This is a genomic window from Streptomyces corchorusii, assembly GCF_001514055.1.
GTDB classification, from domain to species: Bacteria; Actinomycetota; Actinomycetes; order Streptomycetales; family Streptomycetaceae; genus Streptomyces; species Streptomyces olivaceoviridis.
The window spans coordinates 173,465-191,741 of record NZ_KQ948351.1 but is presented as its reverse complement, the minus strand read 5'-3'; the positions used below and the strand labels follow the sequence as shown (position 1 = coordinate 191,741).

The 18,277-nt window shown below is 73.4% G+C and carries 20 protein-coding genes and 3 tRNA genes; 10 read left to right on the top strand and 13 right to left on the bottom strand.

Annotation, left to right across the window (positions count from 1 at the left end; all coding sequences use genetic code 11):
• Window positions 1-204: 204 nt before the first annotated feature.
• A complete protein-coding gene (locus AQJ11_RS00875) occupies window positions 205-1,464 on the top strand; it encodes a M6 family metalloprotease domain-containing protein (RefSeq protein WP_059261489.1) in 1,260 nt (419 codons plus the stop codon).
• A 99-nt stretch (window positions 1,465-1,563) separates the two neighbouring features.
• Here AQJ11_RS00875 and AQJ11_RS00870 read toward each other — a convergent pair.
• The 4 genes from AQJ11_RS00870 to AQJ11_RS00855 form a co-directional block, all read right to left on the bottom strand.
• A tRNA-Lys gene (locus AQJ11_RS00870) sits at window positions 1,564-1,637 on the bottom strand.
• Window positions 1,628-2,197 (bottom strand): bifunctional DNA primase/polymerase, encoded by a 570-nt coding sequence (locus tag AQJ11_RS00865; protein ID WP_059261488.1) that lies wholly within the window; start codon window positions 2,195-2,197, stop codon window positions 1,628-1,630. The genes AQJ11_RS00870 and AQJ11_RS00865 overlap by 10 nt, the downstream gene beginning before the upstream one ends.
• Before the next feature lie 111 nt (window positions 2,198-2,308).
• Complete coding sequence (locus AQJ11_RS00860; protein ID WP_014672922.1) at window positions 2,309-2,677, bottom strand: hypothetical protein; 369 nt, start codon at window positions 2,675-2,677, stop codon at window positions 2,309-2,311.
• A 127-nt stretch (window positions 2,678-2,804) separates the two neighbouring features.
• A complete protein-coding gene (locus tag AQJ11_RS00855) occupies window positions 2,805-3,536 on the bottom strand; it encodes a maleate cis-trans isomerase family protein (protein WP_059261487.1) in 732 nt (243 codons plus the stop codon).
• Window positions 3,537-3,826: 290 nt separating this feature from the next.
• Here AQJ11_RS00855 and AQJ11_RS00850 point away from each other — a divergent pair, with 290 nt between their 5' ends.
• The gene (locus tag AQJ11_RS00850) at window positions 3,827-4,780 is read left to right on the top strand and encodes a D-2-hydroxyacid dehydrogenase (RefSeq protein ID WP_059261486.1); all 954 of its coding nucleotides are present in this window, start codon (window positions 3,827-3,829) and stop codon (window positions 4,778-4,780) included.
• 7 nt (window positions 4,781-4,787) lie between these two features.
• Here AQJ11_RS00850 and AQJ11_RS49655 read toward each other — a convergent pair whose 3' ends face one another.
• Window positions 4,788-5,036, bottom strand: coding sequence for a DUF3830 family protein (locus tag AQJ11_RS49655; protein ID WP_059261485.1), 249 nt, complete (start codon window positions 5,034-5,036; stop codon window positions 4,788-4,790).
• Window positions 5,037-5,084: 48 nt separating this feature from the next.
• Here AQJ11_RS49655 and ehuB point away from each other — a divergent pair, with 48 nt between their 5' ends.
• From ehuB to AQJ11_RS00815, 6 genes are all read left to right on the top strand, one after another.
• Window positions 5,085-5,999 (top strand): ectoine/hydroxyectoine ABC transporter substrate-binding protein EhuB, encoded by a 915-nt coding sequence (gene ehuB, locus AQJ11_RS00840; protein ID WP_208616415.1) that lies wholly within the window; start codon window positions 5,085-5,087, stop codon window positions 5,997-5,999.
• Window positions 5,999-6,646, top strand: coding sequence for an ectoine/hydroxyectoine ABC transporter permease subunit EhuC (gene ehuC, locus AQJ11_RS00835; protein WP_059261883.1), 648 nt, complete (start codon window positions 5,999-6,001; stop codon window positions 6,644-6,646). Before ehuB ends, ehuC begins: the two co-directional genes overlap by 1 nt.
• Window positions 6,643-7,293 (top strand): ectoine/hydroxyectoine ABC transporter permease subunit EhuD, encoded by a 651-nt coding sequence (gene ehuD, locus AQJ11_RS00830; protein ID WP_059261483.1) that lies wholly within the window; start codon window positions 6,643-6,645, stop codon window positions 7,291-7,293. The genes ehuC and ehuD overlap by 4 nt, the downstream gene beginning before the upstream one ends.
• Window positions 7,283-8,065 (top strand): ectoine/hydroxyectoine ABC transporter ATP-binding protein EhuA, encoded by a 783-nt coding sequence (gene ehuA, locus AQJ11_RS00825; RefSeq protein WP_014672928.1) that lies wholly within the window; start codon window positions 7,283-7,285, stop codon window positions 8,063-8,065. The genes ehuD and ehuA overlap by 11 nt, the downstream gene beginning before the upstream one ends.
• A 207-nt stretch (window positions 8,066-8,272) precedes the next feature.
• The gene (locus tag AQJ11_RS00820; RefSeq protein ID WP_059261482.1) at window positions 8,273-9,025 is read left to right on the top strand and encodes an IclR family transcriptional regulator; all 753 of its coding nucleotides are present in this window, start codon (window positions 8,273-8,275) and stop codon (window positions 9,023-9,025) included.
• Between the two features lie 96 nt (window positions 9,026-9,121).
• Window positions 9,122-9,195, top strand: a tRNA-Lys gene (locus AQJ11_RS00815).
• 250 nt (window positions 9,196-9,445) lie between these two features.
• On the opposite strand, the gene AQJ11_RS00810 is transcribed toward AQJ11_RS00815, so the two are convergent.
• The 4 genes from AQJ11_RS00810 to AQJ11_RS00795 all read right to left on the bottom strand — a co-directional run bounded on the left by AQJ11_RS00810 (window position 9,446) and on the right by AQJ11_RS00795 (window position 13,353).
• Window positions 9,446-9,910, bottom strand: coding sequence for a DUF3592 domain-containing protein (locus AQJ11_RS00810; protein WP_059261481.1), 465 nt, complete (start codon window positions 9,908-9,910; stop codon window positions 9,446-9,448).
• A 200-nt stretch (window positions 9,911-10,110) separates the two neighbouring features.
• Window positions 10,111-10,716 carry a lytic polysaccharide monooxygenase auxiliary activity family 9 protein gene (locus AQJ11_RS00805; protein ID WP_014672932.1) on the bottom strand — a complete coding sequence of 202 codons (606 nt, stop codon included), beginning with the start codon at window positions 10,714-10,716 and terminating at the stop codon, window positions 10,111-10,113.
• Between the two features lie 148 nt (window positions 10,717-10,864).
• The gene (locus AQJ11_RS00800) at window positions 10,865-12,001 is read right to left on the bottom strand and encodes an SPFH domain-containing protein (RefSeq protein ID WP_059261480.1); all 1,137 of its coding nucleotides are present in this window, start codon (window positions 11,999-12,001) and stop codon (window positions 10,865-10,867) included.
• Window positions 12,002-12,066: 65 nt separating this feature from the next.
• Window positions 12,067-13,353, bottom strand: a complete 1,287-nt coding sequence (locus AQJ11_RS00795) for a peptidoglycan-binding protein (protein WP_059261479.1) — start codon at window positions 13,351-13,353, stop codon at window positions 12,067-12,069.
• Window positions 13,354-13,539: 186 nt separating this feature from the next.
• Here AQJ11_RS00795 and AQJ11_RS00790 point away from each other — a divergent pair.
• Window positions 13,540-13,613 (top strand) — tRNA-Lys (locus tag AQJ11_RS00790).
• Window positions 13,614-13,728: 115 nt separating this feature from the next.
• Window positions 13,729-14,418, top strand: coding sequence for a FadR/GntR family transcriptional regulator (locus AQJ11_RS00785; RefSeq protein ID WP_014672936.1), 690 nt, complete (start codon window positions 13,729-13,731; stop codon window positions 14,416-14,418).
• Window positions 14,419-14,934: 516 nt separating this feature from the next.
• Here the strand turns inward: AQJ11_RS00785 and AQJ11_RS00780 are convergent.
• From AQJ11_RS00780 to AQJ11_RS52340, 4 genes are all read right to left on the bottom strand, one after another.
• Window positions 14,935-15,606, bottom strand: coding sequence for a class F sortase (locus AQJ11_RS00780; RefSeq protein ID WP_058080672.1), 672 nt, complete (start codon window positions 15,604-15,606; stop codon window positions 14,935-14,937).
• Window positions 15,607-15,614: 8 nt separating this feature from the next.
• Entirely contained in the window at window positions 15,615-16,193 is a 579-nt protein-coding gene (locus AQJ11_RS00775) for a hypothetical protein (RefSeq protein ID WP_208616414.1), read from the bottom strand.
• A gap of 102 nt (window positions 16,194-16,295) precedes the next feature.
• A complete protein-coding gene (locus AQJ11_RS00770) occupies window positions 16,296-17,075 on the bottom strand; it encodes an HAD-IIA family hydrolase (RefSeq protein WP_014672939.1) in 780 nt (259 codons plus the stop codon).
• 177 nt (window positions 17,076-17,252) lie between these two features.
• Window positions 17,253-18,254, bottom strand: coding sequence for a hypothetical protein (locus AQJ11_RS52340; RefSeq protein ID WP_341846269.1), 1,002 nt, complete (start codon window positions 18,252-18,254; stop codon window positions 17,253-17,255).
• Window positions 18,255-18,277 lie beyond the last annotated feature (23 nt).

The window sequence follows — 18,277 nt, the reverse complement described above, 5'->3', positions numbered from 1 at the left end:
GACAGATCGTTTCTGCCCGCACCTGGACGGGTTCTTCAGGCCCCCGACCAGTTGTGACGTTCCGTGAGTGTTTCGGGGATGTCGAGCGCCGGGGCGCGCCGGGGCGCAATGGGGGCGCGCTCACTCTTCTGGTGCAGGTAAACAGGGCATAACCCATCGATTGCCAGCAATCTGGGTGCGGGTCCCGAACCGCATCCGGAGGTCATGTCCGTGCCCAAGCTGCGCAGCACCGCCGCCGTGGTCACCACGATGTCGGCGCTCGCCGCGACCTCGATCCTCGGCGGCCCGTCGGTCGCCGAGCCCTTCTCGCCGGCGCCCTGCGCCCTGCACCGCACCGACGCCCACCACTCGGAGGGCGTCGACAGCTGGAACCCCGCCTACACCCGCCCGATCGGCACGCTGGACGCCGTGATGATCTTCCTCCGGTTCCCGGACGCCACCCCGCGCACGACCCCCGCCGAACTGGCCGCCGACCACTTCCCGGCCACCAGCCGCTTCTACGAACTGGCGTCCTACGGCAGGTTCGCCCTGCGCCCGCACCCGCTGAAACGCTGGCTGCGCATGCCGCGCCCGTCGACCTCGTACGCCATGCGGCGGGACTGGGACCCGGAGGACCGGGCCGCCTATCTGCGTGATGCGTTCGCCGTGGCCGACAAGGAGGTCGACTTCTCGCGCTACCCGATCGTGTACTTCGTCGCCGACCCGGACGCGCCCGGCGTCGACTCGGACGCCACGAAGGTCGTCAACCTGGAGACCCCCCTGCGCGTCGACGGCACCGGCATCCGGCGGGTCGTCACCGTGTTCGAGCACCATCCGCCGGACCGGCTGGTCCTCGCCCACGAGACCGGCCACCTCTTCGACCTGCCCGACCTCTACCACCGCCCGGTCGACGGCAAGGGCGACTGGGACACCTACGTGGGCGACTGGGACCTGATGGGCAGCCAGTTCGGGCTCGCCCCGGACCTGTTCGGCTGGCACAAGTGGCGGCTCGGCTGGCTGGATCCGCGCCAGGTGGTGTGCGTGCGCGGCGCCGCGCCGACCCGCCTCACCCTGGAGCCCCTCGCGGCCGGGCCCGGCGTGCCGGCACCGGGGACGGGCGACACCCCCGGCTTCGGCCTCGGCCACGGCGTCAAGCTGGCCGTGGTGCGCACCGGCCCGGAGACCGCCCTCGCCGTCGAGGCGCGCGACGCGGCCGGCAACGACCGGGCGGCCTGCCGGCAGGGCATCCTGATCTACCGGGTGCGCGCCGCCGCCGAGTCCGGCGACGGCCCGATCCAGGTGGTGGACGCCCATCCGCGCACCGAGGCCTGCTGGGAGAACTCGGTCTACGCCCCCCTCGCCGACGCGCCGCTCTCCCTCGGGGAGAGCTTCACGGTCCCCGGGGAGGGCGTGAAGGTGGAGGCGGAGGGGCGGACGGCGTCCGGGGCGTGGACGGTGAAGATCACGCCGGGAATCAGTGACTGACCGTGCCGCCGAACGGGGAGGGGCGGCGCGTGGCCGCCGGTTCGTATACGAAAACGGCGGGCCGGATTCTTTCGAACCGGACCCGCCGTTTCCTTCACGTGCGCCGCCAGGGACTCGAACCCCGGACCCGCTGATTAAGAGTCAGCTGCTCTAACCAACTGAGCTAGCGGCGCCTGCTGACGTCGTAGACCTTAGCATCCTGGTCGGCGGGAGGAAAAATCGATATCCGCACGGCCGGCCTGGCCGCCCGCACCGCCGCCCAGAGCAGCACCTCGGGCCCCGGCAGCCAGGGGTGCCGGGTGTCCGGGGCGACCAGCCAGCGGGCGGATCCACTGGCGTCGTCGCAGGTCAGGGGCGGTACGGTGATCGCGTCGCCGATGCTGTGGCACAGCAGCGGCGGTACCGCGCGGGCCCGCTGGGACCCCCACTCCTCCCAGTCCAGCAGCGAGGGCAGCCGCTGGGCCGTCCCCGGGGCGGCGAACAGCAGCGTCCGCCCCCGGAGCACCGCGACCGGCCCGGAGCCCGCGCCCTCGTCCCAGAGCCGGTCCAGCATGCGGCGGCCGAAGACCGCAGGGGCGCTCACCACGTCGAAGACGGTGCCGCAGGGCAGGACGACCGGGGCGTCCGGGCGCTCCTCCCACAACGCGAGGGTGCTCCGGGGGTGCGGTCCCGCCGAGGCGAGCCAGGCGACGCCGTCGGCGCTGACACGGGTGACGTTCGGGGCGCTGGTCATGGCACCCAGGTGTACAGCGCGTGAGCGGGCCGTTCCCCTGGGTTGCCGAAAGCCGGGACAGCGGCGGTCGGGGAGGAGTATCTTGCCCCCCTGGCATATGCCGTGCGGGTGCTACAGCGGGTCGGCGGTGGTCCGCCCCTCGCCCTCTCCGCGCATCAGGTCCCGCCCGAACTCGACCATCTTCTTCGCGTAGTCCTCCGTCCACTCCGCCCGCTCGGCGATGTCCGCCGGGGTCAGCCGGTCGAACCGGCGCGGGTCGGCGAGCTGGGCGGCGGCGATGGCCTGGAACTCCACGGCCCGGTCGGCCGCCGCGCGGAACGCCTGGGTCAGCTCCGTCGCCCGGGCCAGCAGCGCCCGCGGGTCGTCGATCGACTCCAGGGCGAAGAAGTGCTCGGGGTCGGCGACCGCCTCCGCGGGCTCGAAGAGCAGGGGCGCGGGGCGTAGCCGCGGTTCGTTACGACGCGGCGTGGGCTCCGCCATGTCTTGTCTCCTCCTCGTACGGTTCGGTGGGCGCCGCCTTCAGGTGGGCCACCGTCCATTGTCCCGCGCCGGCGCAAGAGGCCCCCGCGGCCGTCCGGGCGGGCCGGGTCCGCAGGAGGAGCCGGGGCTACACCTGCACCAACGGCTGCCGGGTGAACAAGGTCCCCAGGGTCGGCGCGTTCACCCGGCGGTCCGCGAGCCTCAGGCCCTCCCAGACCGTGACCTGGTTGGCGGTGAGCACCGGCTTGGACAGGGCCTTCTCCAGCAGGGAGAGGTGCGCGGCCGTGTGCAGGGCCGTGTCCGGCAGCAGGACGGCCTGCGCGTCGGCGGCGTCCGCCGCGCGTGCCAGCGTCAGCACGTCTTCCTCCCCCCAGGTGCCGACCTCCGCCGCCGTGACGATCCCCGAGGACCGCGCGCCGGTCACCTCCAGGCCGCCGGCCCGCAGGAACTCCGCGAACAGCGCGGTGACCTCCTCGGGGTAGGTCGAGCCGACGGCGACCCGTCGTACGCCGATCTCCCGGGCCGCGTGCACGAAGGCGAACGACGTCGACGAGGCCGGCATCCCGGCCACCCGGGCCAGGTTGCGCACCTGCTCCTGGGCGCCCTCCCAGCCGTGCACGAAGCTGCCGCTGGTGCACGCCCACACCACCGTCTCGGCGCCGGCCAGCCGCAGCCCCTCCATGCCCTGGGCGAGCCGGTCGGCGGAGCCCATCTCGCGCAGCGCGTCCACCCGGTGCGCGTCCTCGCCGATGTCGGTGTGGACCAGTTCCACCCGGATGTCGCTGCCCAGGAGCTGCTCGATGCGTGGATAGTCGTCCTCGGCGGAGTGGCCCGGGTAGAGGAATCCGAGTGCGGTCATGTCCAGCCTTCCTGCGTCTCGTCGGGCGGTACGGGCCACGCGCGGGCAGCCGCGTCCGGCGGCGCCCGGCAGGGTCCCGCGTCCCGGGTACCCAATCGGCGCGCCGCAGCCCACCCGTGATCCGGCCGGCCGGGACCGCCGGCATCCGCACCGGCCTCACCGTGGGAGACGAGGGGGCAACGGACCGTGTCCGCGCCCGTGTTGACGAAGGGGGGACCGGGTGCGAGCGTGGTCGGTCCGCGCACAGTCACCGCACGATCCGCGCACGTCAGACGCCGGGAGCCGCCCGCATGACGCCGACCGTCCCCACCGTTGTGGTCCTCGACGCCGATCCGCCGCCTCGGCTCGGCCGCCTCACCGGCCGCGCCCGGATCGTGCACACGGACGCGGCGCACCTGGCCGAGCGGCTGCCCGGCGCCGATGTGCTGCTGGTGTGGGACTTCACCTCGCACGCGGTGCGGCAGGCGTGGCCCGGCGAGGGGCCCCGGCCGCGCTGGGTGCACACCGCGAGCGCGGGCGTGGACCATCTGATGTGCCCGGAGCTGGCCGCGTCGGACACGGTCGTGACGAACGCGCGCGGGATCTTCGACCAGCCGGTCGCCGAGTACGTGGCGGCCCTGGTGCTGGCCGCCGCCAAGGACCTGCCGCGCACCCTGGAGCACCAGCGGGAGCGGGTCTGGCGGCACCGGGAGACCCGGCGGGTGGCGGGCACGCGCGCGTGCGTGGTCGGCTCCGGTCCGATCGGCCGGGCGATCGTCCGGACGCTGAAGGCGCTGGGGGTGACGACCGCGCTGGTCGGGCGGGTGGCGCGGACCGGCGTGCACGGCCCGGACGACCTGGACCGGCTGATCTCCCGCGCGGACTGGGTGATCGCGGCGGCTCCGCTGACCGAGCAGACGTACCGCATGTTCGACGCGCACCGGTTCGGTGTGATGCAGCCCTCGGCGTTCTTCGTGAACGTCGGCCGGGGCGCCCTGGTCGACGAGGAGGCCCTCGCCCGGGCGCTGGCCCGGCGCTGGATCGCGGGCGCGGCCCTGGACGTGTTCGCCGCCGAACCGCTGCCCGGGGACAGCCCGCTGTGGGAGCTGCCGGGGCTGATCGTGTCCCCGCACATGAGCGGCGACACGGTCGGCTGGCGGGACGAACTGGGCGCGCAGTTCGTGGAGTTGTACGAGCGGTGGGCGGCGGGCAGACCCCTGCCGAACGTGGTCGACAAGACACGTGGTTACGTGCCCGGTCACTGACGGCCTGTCACGGGTGCGCGGGGTTCACCGAGCTGACCGGTAGGCGCTGCCGCCCGCGCCGGGCTCGTTGGCGGGTGGTGGCCGAGGAGAAGTGACCGAGGTCGCCGGGGATCGGGGTGAGCGTCGGGTTCTCCGGTGTGGGTTCCGTGGAGGCGAAGGGCGGGAAGCGGGCGCAGGTCTCGTCGCGCGCGTACGTGACGTGCGAGCCCCGCAGGTCAGGGGCGCGCGGCCGGTCGGAAGGCGTGCCGTCGGCCAAGCAAAACCAGGGTGCATAGCCCGATTTCGGTTGGGTAGCCGCGCCGCCATGGCTCCACCACTTGGCAACGACGTACACACCATCCGGCCGGAACACAGACGTACCCGGCGCTCGGTGCTCGCGGGTCTCGCCGCGCTGGGTGCGCTGGGCGCGGCGGGCTGCACCCGCGTGGCGTCGGCGTCCGGGAAGAACGGCGGCGATCTGCTGGAGCGGCTGCGCGCGCAGGGTGTCGTACGGCTCGGGATCGCCGGGGAGGTCCCGTTCGGGTACATCGACCGGAACGGCGAGCTGACCGGGGAGGCGCCGGAGCTGGCGAAGGCCGTCTTCGAGCGGCTCGGCGTGGGCCGGGTGCAGCCGGTGCCGACGGAGTTCGGCTCGCTGATCCCCGGACTGAAGTCGCAGCAGTTCGACGTGGTGGCCGCGGGCATGTACGTCACCCCGGACCGCTGCGAGCAGGTGATCTTCGCGGACCCCGACTACCAGATGCCGGACGCCTTCATCGTCCCCAAGGGCAACCCGCTGGGCCTGCGCACCTACGCGGACGCGCTGCGCAAGCACGCCAAGGTGGCCACCGGCACCGGGTACGCGCAGATCCAGCACGCGGTGGAGGCGGGCTACAAGGAGAACGACCTCGTCATCGTCCCGGACCAGGTCGCCGGGCTGAACGCGGTGGAGTCGGGGCGGGTCGACCTGTTCGCGGCCACGGCCGTCACCGCCCGGCTCGTCGCCCGCGACTCCGCCAAGGCCGAGTCGACCGAGCCGTTCGTCGCGCTCGTCGACGGAAAACCGAAGGTGGACGGCGGCGCGTTCGCGTTCCGGCCGACGGAGACCCGGCTGCGCGACGCCTTCAACGCCGAACTGCACAAGCTGCGCCGCAGCGGTGAGCTGTACCGGATCGTGCGGCCCTTCGGCTTCACCAAGGCCGAGATGACGACCCTGACCGCGAAGGAGTTGTGCGGCTGATGACTGCGGGACTCTGGGAACTCGTCCTCCGGGGCGCCGGCACCACGGTGCAGTTGCTGGTGTACAGCGCGCTGCTCGCCGCCGTGGTGGCCTTCGTCGCCGGTGCCGCGCGCACCCACCGGTCGCGGCTCGTCCGCTTCGTCGCGGCGCTCTACACCGAGGTGTTCCGCGGCACGTCGGCGCTGGTGATGATCTTCTGGGTGTTCTTCGTGCTGCCGGTCGCGTTCGGCTGGCAGCTGGTGCCGATGTGGGCCGGCACGCTCGCACTGGGCCTGACCTACGGCGCGTACGGCGCGGAGATCGTGCGCGGCGCCCTCGTGGCGGTGGACCCGGCCCAGCGGGAGGGCGGGATCGCGCTCGGCTTCTCGCCCTGGCAGCGGCTGCGGCTGATCCTGCTGCCGCAGGCGGTGCCGGAGATGATCCCGTCCTTCTCCAACCTGTTGGTCGAGCTGCTCAAGGGCACCGCGCTGGTGTCCATCACGGGCATGGGCGACCTGGCCTTCAGCGGCAACCTGGTCCGCCTGGCCCTCCAGCAGAGCGGCCAGATCTACGCGTACCTGCTGCTGATCTACTTCGTGATCGCGTTCCTGCTCACCCGCGGGATGCGGGGTCTTGAGCGCCGGCTGAAGGCGGAGGTGGCCCGATGACCTGGGACTGGGGAGCGGTCGCCGACTTCCTGCCGTACTTCTGGAAGGGCCTGGTCGTCACCCTGGAGGCGCTGGCCCTGGGGTCGCTGATCTCGTTCGCGCTGGGCCTGGTGTGGACGCTGCTGCTGCGGACGCCGACCCGGTGGGTGCGCTGGCCGGTGGGGGTCTTCACGGAGTTCGTCCGGGACACCCCGCTGCTGGTGCAGCTGTTCTTCCTGTTCTATGTGCTGCCCGAGACGGGCGTGACCCTGTCCCCGCTGACCACCGGGGTCCTCGGGCTCGGGCTGCACTACTCGACGTACACGATGCAGGTCTACCGGGCCGGCATCGAGGCGGTGCCGACGGGTCAGTGGGAGGCCGCGACGGCGCTCAGCCTGCCGGTGCGGCGCACCTGGGCGGCGGTGATCCTGCCGCAGGCCGTCCGCCGGGTGGTGCCGCCGCTCGGCAACTACGTCATCGCGATGCTGAAGGACACGCCGATGCTGATGACCATCGGCGTGCTGGAGATGCTGGGCCGGGCACGGCTCGTCTCCCAGCAGCACTTCCAGTTCACCGAGCCCCTGACGGTGATCGGGATCGCCTTCATCGTCGTCTCCTACCTGGCCTCCCTTTGTCTGCGCACCCTGGAGCGACGCCTTGTCCGTTGAGACCCGCAAGCAGCCGGCCGTGACCGGCACCCTGCCGACCGAGCTGATCCGCCTGGAGGGCGTGACCAAGCGGTTCGGGGACAACACCGTCCTCGACGGCCTGGACCTGTCCGTGGACGCGGGCCGGCACGTCACCCTGATCGGCCCGTCCGGCTCCGGCAAGACCACGATCCTCAGACTGCTGATGACCCTCGCCAAGCCGGACGAGGGCACGATCACCGTGGACGGGCAGCGGCTGTTCCCGGCGCCGGAGAAGCAGGTCCGGGAGGTCCGCAAGAAGATCGGGATGGTGTTCCAGCAGTTCAACCTGTTCCCGAACATGTCGGTGCTGCGGAACCTGACCGAGGCGCCGGTCCGGGTGCTCGGCCTGTCCAAGGACGAGGCCGAGGCGCGGGCCCGGGAGCTGCTGGACCTGGTGGGCCTGGCCGACAAGTGCGACGCGAAGCCGACCCGGCTGTCGGGCGGGCAGCAGCAGCGGGTGGCGATCGCCCGGGCGCTGGCGATGCGGCCCCAGGTGCTGCTGCTGGACGAGGTGACCTCCGCGCTCGACCCGGAGCTGGTCGCGGGTGTGCTCGACCTGCTCCGGGACATCGCGCGCAGCACGGACATCACGATGCTGTGCGTGACGCACGAGATGGGTTTCGCCCGGGACATCTCCGACCAGGTCCTGATGTTCGACGCGGGCCGGGTCATCGAGGCGGGGCCGCCGGAGAAGATCTTCGGCGACCCGGAGCGGGAGCGCACCCGGGAATTCGTCAGCGCGGTGTTGTGAGGCGCGGCCCTGTGCGCGCGGGGGCGCGGGGGAAGAGCCGAGGCCCGCTCACTGGGGAATGACTGTGGCATATGCCAGCGGGTTGTCGTCCCGGTTGGCGGCACGGACAAGCGGGGCGCAATCTCGCAACCCCCTCTCCCCCGTGCCGCTTTGACGGCTATCGTGGACACGATCCGCCGACCCGGGTCGTGGCCGAGGGGGAACGACATGAGGATCGAGCCGACCGCCCCGTACCACTCCGCCCAGGACGCGCTGCGCGTGCTGGAGACCGTGGCCCGGCACCCCGCCGGCGCCACCGACACCGAGCTGGCCCGCCGCACCGGCCTCGGCACCGAGCGGCTCACCGCCCTGCTGCGCATGCTGCGCCGCGAGGGCTACGTCGAGCAGATCGCCGACGGGGCGTACGTCACCGGCGACACCCTGCGCCGGATCACCTCGGCGCACGACCGGGAGCGGACCCTGCGCGAGAAGCTCCAGCTCACCCTGGACCGGCTGCGCGACTCGGTCGGCGCGGCCGTCTACCTCAGCCGGTACCTGGACGGCGAGGTCCGGGTCACCCAGTACGCCGCCGGTCCGGCCGCCCCGGCGGTCAACGAGTGGGTGGACTTCCGCTACTCCGCCCACGCCACCGCCGTCGGCAAGAGTCTGCTGACCCAGCTCGACCACAACGCCCGCCGCGATCACCTCTCCCGGCACAAGATGGCCCGCCTCACCTCGCGCACCATCACGAGCGACAAGCTGCTGCTGTCCCGGCTGGAGTCGCAGCCGCCGACGGTGCCGGTGCTCGATCTCCAGGAGTACGCGGTCGGCACGGTCTGCGCGGCAGTACCGCTCACCGCGGGCTCCACGGTCGGCTGCCTGGCCGTCTCGCTCCCGCTGGAGCACGCGCACCGGCTGAAGCGGGCGGCGGAGACGCTGAACCGGAGCGCGGCTCCGGTGGTCCTGTCGCTGACGATCTGAGGAGCACACGGGTGGTCACGAGCACCCCCCGGGACCAGGTAGTATTTTCTTTGTCGCCAGCCGCGGAGACGAAAATCCGAGGCAGGCGGGAGTCATGCGCCGCTAGCTCAGTTGGTTAGAGCAGCTGACTCTTAATCAGCGGGTCCGGGGTTCGAGTCCCTGGCGGCGCACAGATGAAGATGGCGAGCCAGGTCCGCACACAGCGCGGACCTGGCTCGCCATTTCTGTCATTGCGCGGCTTCGCCGCGCGCGGTGGGGGCCACCACACCGGCTCCGGGCACGTGAAGCCCTCCCGGCGCAGTACAGGTGGCCGGCGGCGTCCCGGCAGAAGAGGTCACCCGTCCAGTACGCCCCTCCCCTGCGCCGGCGGCCAGCGCGGGCGCCCGGTCCGCGATCACCGCGTTGCCGTGGAACATGGGGCTACGGCAGCAGGCCGTCCGACTCGGCGAAGATGATGTGGGCCAGGACGATGAAGCCGATGCAGAAGGAGCCGGCGACGCCGAGGAGGACCAGCCCGAAGCCGGTGCCGACGGCGAGCCTGCCGGGTGCCGGCGGCAGCGCGGTGGCCCGCTGGGGAAGCTCCGGGAGATAGCGCACGGTCACGAAGTCGCCCTCCAGGACGGTCGCGGGGCCGTCCTCCTCCTCGAAGCGGACGGTGCGGCCCTCGCGGGTGGTGAACTCGTAGACGTGGTGCACGGTCGTGTGCACGGAGGTGTCCCCGCCGCCCCCGCTGGTCGTGGTGAACATCCGCAGGCAGCGCGCCTCGGCGGTCAGCCCGTGCGTCCACGTCCTGCGAAGCCGCCGGGCACGGCGGACGAGCAGATACGCGGCGAAGGCGAACCCCGCGATCATGAGGCCGGGCACGGCGTAGAACAAGAGCTCCATGAGATCCCCCGTGGTCAGGTACGCCGCCCCGCTCGGTCGGCGTGCGAGGAACGTACCCGGCGCGGGGCGCGGACCGCCTCAAGGGAAGCTCAGTATCAGAATCGGGACAATGCGATCCGCTCGTGCGCGACGGGGACCCGTGTACGGCCCCGGACCCGCGTGCGCCGGCGCCGGCGCACGCGGGCCTTACCCCGTGGGGGTCAGAAGGTGACGTCGGAGCAGGCGTAGAACGCGTTGCCCGTGTCGGCGATCGTCCACACCGCGAGGATGACGTGGTGTCCGCTCAGGCCGGTCGGCAGGGTGCCGCTGTGGCTGAGGGTGGCCGGCGGGCGCTGGCCGTTGTAGGGCACCGTCAGGAACGGGGTGAGGTTGAGGTCCGAGCGGGAGAGGTTGTGGTTCTGGTTCCAGCCCGGCTTGGTGATGTAGTACTTGAAGTCCGTCGTGGCGTGCATGGCGGTGAACTGCCAGCGGAACGTGTACGACTGGCCGCCCGTCACCTTGGTGGTGGGCCAGGCCGCGCCGGACGGCGTCTTGGGTGCGCTGAGCTGGGCGAACTGGCTCAGGCCCGCGTTGCAGAGCTGACCGTCGGCGGGGCCGCCGGCCGGGAAGCCCTTGGGGCCCTCGACGCTCTGCGGCTCCCACTGGATCTGGCCGCAGTTCGCCACGGTGCCGTTCTGGCAGAGCTTCTGCCTGCTGATGGGGAGGTCGGTGTAGCCGTGCCCGCTGGCGCCGCCGGTGGAGAGCGCGAACGCTCCGGCGGTCACCGCGCCCAGCACGACCGCGGACAACTTGGTCTTGGTGCGCATGCTGCCGCTCCTGGAGGACGTGGGGAGTTCGGTGAGCCGTGCAGATTAGGTCTAGACCAAGCCTCAGATTATTGCCGCGAGTTGAACATGTCCATACCAATCGCAGACCGGCCGCGCACCCGCTCCGCACCGGCTCACCGCGCCCGCCCTACACCGGCTCACCACGTCCCGAGCAGAACGCCACCGTCAGGTCACGGACCAGCACCTTGCGCTCGTAGTCGTCCAGTTCGACCAGACCGCGCATGGTCAGCCGGGTCACCGTGTCCTCCACCGAGTCCACCACCGAGCTGAGCATGCTGGCCCGCTGCCGGGCGTCCAGCGCGGCGATCCGGCGCCGGTGCATCGCCCCGGCCACCTCGGGGGCGTACTCCACCCGGACCGGCCGCACCGAGAACACCTCCACGCCGACCGGCGCTGCCTCCGCCGCCACCAGCCGGGTCAGCGCGGCCCCGGCCGCCGTCGCCCCGCCCCGCGTCCCGCCCGCTGGCTCCACCGGCACCCGGGCCAGCGCGGACTCCACGCACTCCCGCAGGTACGTCTCGTGGTCGTCGATGGCGAGCAGGGCCCGCGCGGTGTCCCGCACCCGCCACACCACCAGCACCACCACCCGCAGCGCCAGCCCGTCGGGGTCCGCGGCCGGCATCGCCTCGCTGCGCCAGTGCCGCAGCCGCACATCCACCCGGCGGCGCGGCACCAGCGGGTTCACCCACAGCAGCCCGGTGCGCCGGACCGTCCCCCGGTACCGCCCGAACAGCCCCAGCACCCAGGCCCGTCCGGTCCGTCCCCGGGCCAGCCCGCCGAAGCCGAACGCCCCGAGCAGCCCGGCCCCGGCGTACGCGGCCCACTGCGCGGGGCCAAGACCGCCGCCCGGGTCCGGCGGCAGGCCCAGCCCCCTTGCGGCGAGCGGCGGGAGCAGCCCCGCCCACCAGGTGGTGGCCAGGCAGCCGGTGACCCCGCAGACCCCGGCGAACACCCCGGCCGCCCCGGGCAGCACCCGCGCCGGGCGTTCCGCCAGCTCCGGGTCGACCTCCGGCAGCGGCCGTCTGCGCACCGGTGCCGGGCGGCGGAGGCGGGGCTGCTCCCCGGTGCCCTGCCGGCGGGCCACCACGGCCGGCCGGAGCGGCACCTTCACCGGGTCGGGATCGTCCCGGAAGAGCAGGTGGACGGGGATCTCGGTGGTGGCCTCGTTCTGGATCAGGCGGACCGGCCGGGTGCCGGGACCGGCGGTCGCGCCCTCCGAGTGCCCCTCGGACTCGGGCGGCGTGTGGGATGTGGTCGTACTCATGCGTGCTCCAGCCTCCGCGCCAGACGCGTCATGAACAGGGGGGTGGGGGTGGGGTGCCGGGCCGGTCAGGCGAACAGGCGGCGCCACGTCTCCGGCCCCGGGTAGCCGTCCGCCGCGCCGCCCCGCCAGCCCTGGGCGCGCTGGAACGCCTCGACGGCGCGCCGGTCCGCCTCGCCCCAGTGCGGCCCCGGACCGAGGGCGTAGAACCGGCCGAACCCTTTCTTCACCAACTGGGCGCCGAGCCGGGTGATGTGGTCGTTGCTCTGGCCCGGCCGGAAGTAGGCGCGGCCCGGGTAGCCGGGCACCCCGTGCGAGGCGGGTCCGGCGGCCGGGGACGCGATGTCCTTGCCCCGGCCCGTGCTCAGCAGCTCCCAGGTGCGCCGGCCGGGGATCCCGTCGGCGTCCGCGCCGGTCCAGCCCTGGGCCCGCTGGAACGCCTGGGTGGCCCGCCGGTCCTCCGTGCCCCAGACCGGCCCCGGCGCCTTGGTGTAGTAGGCGGCCCCGCCCCGGGCGATCAGCATCTGGCCGAGCAGGGTGACGTACTTGTTGTCGGCGCCGGGGCCGAAATAGGCCGCGCCCGGGTAGGCCACCACCGCCTTCCCGCCGGGCGCCGGACCGGCGGCGGCCCCGGTCTTGGTCACCCCCTTGTAGCGGTAGGGGACGTACTTGTCGGTGTTGCTCCAGTACGGGTAGGGGGTGGTCTGGCTGCGGGTGCGCGGGGGCGTCTGCTCGTAGACCGTGTAAGAGGTGTGCGTGTGGTCCGTCCAGCCGCCGAAGATCACGACGTGGGAGCCCTTCTCGGGGTTGTCGGGGTTGTGGTAAAGCAGGATGTCGCCGGGTTGCAGCTCCTCCTTCTTGATCTTGACGCCGAACTCGCCGAGGCTGCCGGTCCACTCGTTGTTCGGCAGCCCCCAGGCCATGGAGACATAGCCCGAGCAGTCCTGCCGGTAGCCGTCGGACCAGAAGTCGTACATGCTGTACGGCACCTTGGCGGCCACCCAGACCTTGGCCCGGTTGATGATCTGGGTCCGGGTGGTGGCGGGCGTCGGGACGGCGTCCGGCTCCGCGGGCGTGCCCGCCCGGCCGTGCAGGGGGGACCTGGCGCCCTGCGGGGTGTCGGTCGCGCCGTCGCCGGGCAGGGCCTGGCGGTGCGGGGAGTGGCCGGGGGTGAGGGCGACGGCGGGCGCGACCGTGCCGAGCGCGGCGGACGCGGCGGCCACGACGACGACCCCGCGGGCCGCCGGACGGCCGCGGGTGAGCAGGGGACGGGGGGTCGGCCGGCGTCCGTGGACGCAGCCGGGACAGTCACAGTCGCTCGCGGCGGGGATGTCCTCGAACAGCGGAGCGGTCATGCGATCTGCCTCACATTCGGGCGTGGTTTGTCCGCGAGTGTGCACGTTGATCAGTTTCCCAACTGGGTACGGAACGCGCATTTTGACGGTCCGAATGATGTACGCGGCTCCCCGTGCGGCTGCCGCGCCACCTCCCGGTGGTCGGAGGCACCCCTGGAGGTCGGGTAGAGTTTTCTCCGTCAGCAGGCGCCGCTAGCTCAGTTGGTTAGAGCAGCTGACTCTTAATCAGCGGGTCCGGGGTTCGAGTCCCTGGCGGCGCACCGACCGGAAGGCCCCTCGCGGAAGCGGGGGGCCTTTCGCATGCCCTCACCGCATGTCTTGGCCGTACGCTCCCGCCGTATCCCCTCCGTCCGAATGGCCGGATACCCTCTGGCCATGGCAGCCCGGGACCTTCAGGAACGGATCAAGAAGCTGATCGTGGACGAGCGGCTGCCCTCGGGCGCCCCGCTGCCCACCGAGCCCGAGCTGATGCGGCTCCTCGGGGCGAGCCGGAACTCCGTGCGGGAGGCCCTGAAGGCGCTCCAGGCGATGGGCATCGTGGAGATCCGGCACGGCTTCGGGACGTACGTCGGCTCCATGTCGTTCGCGCCGATGATCGAGGGGCTGGCCTTCCGCACCGTCGCCGGCCACTACCGCGGCGAGGACTCCCTGCTCCAGCTCCTGGAGCTGCGCGAGGCCGTCGAGACCGGGCTGGTCTCCCGGCTGGCCGGGCGGCTGCCGGAGGCGGACCTCGTGGAGTTGGACGCGCTCGTGGAGCGCATGGAACGGGAGGCCGCCGAGGGGACCGGACTCGGCGAGACCGACCGCGCCTTTCACGCCACCCTCTACCGGGGACTCGACAACGTGCTGCTCGGCGAGGTGCTGGAGGCGTTCTGGGACGCCTTCCACCGGGTGCAGCGGGACCTGGTGGACGTGCCGCAGGACCCCCGGGTCACCTGCCGCCAGCACCGGGAGATCCTGGACGCGGTGCGCTCCGGCGACTCCCTGCGGGCGGAGCGGGCCATAAGGGACCACTTCGGCAACATCCGCAGCCGCCTGACCCCACTGGCCGCACCCCGACGGTGACCGCGGTGCGGACGCCGAGTCGGTCGTCCCCGCCGGCCGCGCCCTGACGGAGACCGCCGTGCGGACGCTCAGTCGGTCGTTCCGGTGAGCCCGCACCCCGGCGGAGACCGCCCCCCGGACGCCCAACCGGCCACCCCCACTGGCCGCGCCCCAGCGGAGACCGCCCCACAAACGCCCAGCCGGCCGTCTCGGCGAGCCCGCGCTCCGGCGGAGACCGCCAGTCGAACGCCCAGCCCGCCGCCCTGGCGGAGACCGCCGCCCGAATACTCAGCCAGCCGTCTCGGTGAGCCCGCGCCCGGGTGAATACCGCCACCCGAACGCCCAGCCCTCGGTCTCCGCTGGCCGCGCCCCGGCGAAGAGCGCCACCCGAACGCCCAGCCAGCCGCCCCGACGGAGACCGCCCCACCAACGCCCAACCCGCCACCCCGGCGAACCCGCACCCCGACAGAGACCGCCCCCCGCACGCCCAGCCAACCGCCCCGGCGAACCCGCGCCCCCGCGGTGACCGCCGGACGCTCAGCCGGTCGTTCCGGTGAGGTACGCCGAGACCACGACGTTCGCCGTGTAGCTGCGGCTGACGCGGTCGAAGGTGCCGCCGCAGGTGATCAGACGGAGTTCGGCGCGGCCCGGCTCGCGGGGGCCGTAGGCCAGCCGGGCGTCGAAGCCGTCCCGGGGCAGCACGCGGACGTCGTCGACGGTGAACTCGGCGACCTTGCCGTCCGCGCGGAACACCCGGACCCGCTCGCCGGGCCGGGCGGCGCTGAGCCGGTAGAAGACGGCGGGCCGGGTCTCGGTGTCGACGTGCCCGACCAGCAGGGCCGCCCCGGCTGCGCCGGGTCTGGGGCCGGCGCCGTACCAGCCGACCACGCCCGGCTGGTCGTAGGGCGGCGGGTCGATCGCGCCCCGCGCGTCCAGGCCGCGGGCCACCACCGGGGCCTGGACGCCCAGCCGGGGGATGTCGACGCGCTGGGGCACCGCGTCGGCCAGGGGTGTCGCCGCGCGCGGCAGCCGGGCGGGGTCGGCGGCACGGTCGAGGGCGAACACATCACCCGTGGCGGGTCCGTCCGCGTCCCGCGGGACGCCGGTCACGCCGCACCCCCACAGCCACAGCCCGAACAGCAGCAACGCCCAGACCAGGCCGGTGACGAGCCGCCCGGTGCCGGTGGTGCGCCCGTGGTCGTCGGACATGGCGGCTCTCAGCGGGGGCCGCGGCTCCGGCGGGCGCGCAGCCCGACGGCGACCGCGGCGATCCCGGCGAGCGCCAGCCCGGTCGCCGCCTGGACGGCGTCGGGGCCGGAGCCGCTGGTGGCCACCGTGGCGAAGTGGGCGGTTCCGCCGCCGCCCGCGGGGACCGGGGCGATCGGCGAGGGGGACTGGGCGGACTGGGCGGGCAGCCGGATGGGCTCTTCCGGCCGGCCGGCCGCACTGCCCGGCCGCGCGACCGTGACGCTGCCGGTGAGCACGGTGCCGGCGCAGGTGACCTTCACGGTGTAGGCGCCCGGCTCCAGGGTGGACCGGACGCGGGTCTCGCCGCTCAGGCCGCCCTGGGCGCCGGTCAGCCGGGCGTCGGCGACGAAGGCGGACGAGGCGGCGCTGCCCTGCTCGCCCGGGCAGCCGCTGACCCGCAGGGTGACGTCGTCGCCCGGCGCCGGGCTCGCGGGGGCCACGGTGACCGCGCCGCCGTCCGCCGCCCGGGCCGACGGGGCGACCGCGGCCACGGCGGCGAGGGCGACCGCGGGGATTGCTGTACAGAACGTGAGGCGTAGTGAGCCCATCGTGAACCTCCAGATATCAGGAGGCTCCCCCGCCCCGGCCGCCCCCGCATCCTCGGGAGGCGCCGGTTTGCTCCGAACGGGTGAGGCCGAGTTTCGGCCGGCTCAGACCAGGTCGACCAGGTCCGCGATGGAGTCGACGACCTCGGACGGGCGGAACGGGTAGCGGTCCACGTCGGCGGGCTGGGTCACGCCGCTGAGCACCAGGAACGTACGCATCCCGGCCTCCAGGCCGGCGAGCACGTCGGTGTCCATCCGGTCGCCGATCATCGCCGAGGTCTCGGAGTGGGCGCCGATCGCGTTCAGCCCGGCCCGCATCATCAGCGGGTTGGGCTTGCCGACGAAGTACGGCTTCTTGCCGGTCGCGGCGGTGATCAGGGCGGCGACCGAGCCGGTGGCGGGCAGGTCGCCCTCGGTGGACGGGCCGACGTTGTCGGGGTTGGTGGCGATGAACCGGGCGCCGTCGTTGATCAGCCGGACGGCCTTGGTCAGGGCCTCGAAGGAGTAGGTGCGGGTCTCGCCGAGGATCACGAAGTCGGGGTCGTGGTCGGTGAGGATGTAGCCGATGTCGTGCAGCGCGGTGGTGAGGCCGGCCTCGCCGATGACGTAGGCGCTGCCGCCGGGCCGCTGGTCGTTCAGGAACTGGGCGGTGGCGAGGGCCGACGTCCAGATGTTCTCCACCGGCACGTCCAGACCCATCCGGCGCAGCCGGGCGTGCAGGTCACGGGCGGTGTAGATGGAGTTGTTGGTGAGCACCAGGAAGGGCCGGCCGGACTCGCGCAGCTTCTTCAGGAAGGCGTCGGCTCCCGGTATCGGGACGCCCTCGTGGATCAGGACGCCGTCCATGTCGGTGAGCCATGACTCTATGGGCTTGCGGTCTGCCATGCTGTGCGTCTCCTGGCGTACGTACGGTCGAGGAACGGGTCGCCGGAACCACGGCGTACCGACGCCCCCAGCCTAGTCAGGACCGGCCGGTCCCGACCCCGTCGATCACCTGGTACCCACCTACGGTGACCAGCGCGGGTGGGGACGGCCCCACCCGCGCGAGCAACACCGCTCGCGTCACCGGCGGCCCCGGGCCACCACGTGCGCGGTCGCGCCCACGGCGACCAGCGCGGCGAACGCCGTGAGCAGACCGTGGACGAGTCCCGGACCGGTGCGGGCCAGCTCGCGCGCCCGCTCCCCGGCCGCCTCGTCCTGCGCGAGGGGCGACGAGGCGCCCGGGACGTCGGTACCGGAGGCGCTGGACGCCGAGGAGCCGGCGGAGGGGGCGGAGGGGGCGGGCGGAGCGCTGCCGCCGGACGGGGCTGCCGACAGGGCCTCGGTGTCCCCGCGCGCGCTGCCGGACGGCGCGGTCGGCAGGCCCTCGGCCGCCTGCGCGCCCGTCGTCTCCCGCACGCCGGCGGTCGCCCGCACCCCCGCCGACTCCGCGGAGTTCTTCTGCGCGGCCTCCTCGGCGTCCTCCAGGGAGCCGTCCGGGATGTCCTGCGCCTCCTCGCCGATCCCGAAGCGGTAGGCGTTGGACTGCCCGACCCAGTCGCCGTCCTGGCCCCGCCGCTGCACGACGGCCGCGTTGGCGGTGACCTGGCCGGATGCGGTGTCGGAGGTGAGCGCGAGCCGGACCCGGACGCTGACGGTCCGGCCGGGCGGCACGGTGAACCCGCCGAACCCGGCGCCGTCCAGCACCCCGACCAGCTCCTGCTCGTCGGTGCTCTCGAAGGTCACCGGCCGGGCCCGGGGGCCGTCGTAGAAGTCCAGCTGGGGCTGCCCCGGCCGCAGGGCGCGCTTGTCGTCGACGAGGACCACGACCGGGTGGATGCCGGCACAGGTCCCACGGGTGGTGTTGGTGAGGTCGATGTACCAGGTGCCGTACCCGCCGCCGGCCTCGTAGGACGTGGGCCCGCCCCGGATCCGGGTGGCCAGCGGGAAGGCGTGCGCGTCGGCGGCGACGCACGAGGGGGTCGTACCGGCGGACGCGGCATGCGCCGACGCGGGGACGGCGGCGGGCACGACGACGGCGGCGGCTGCGGTGAGGCAGAGGGACAGGGACGTGCACAGTCGCATGAACACATGACCATGCCGGGCGG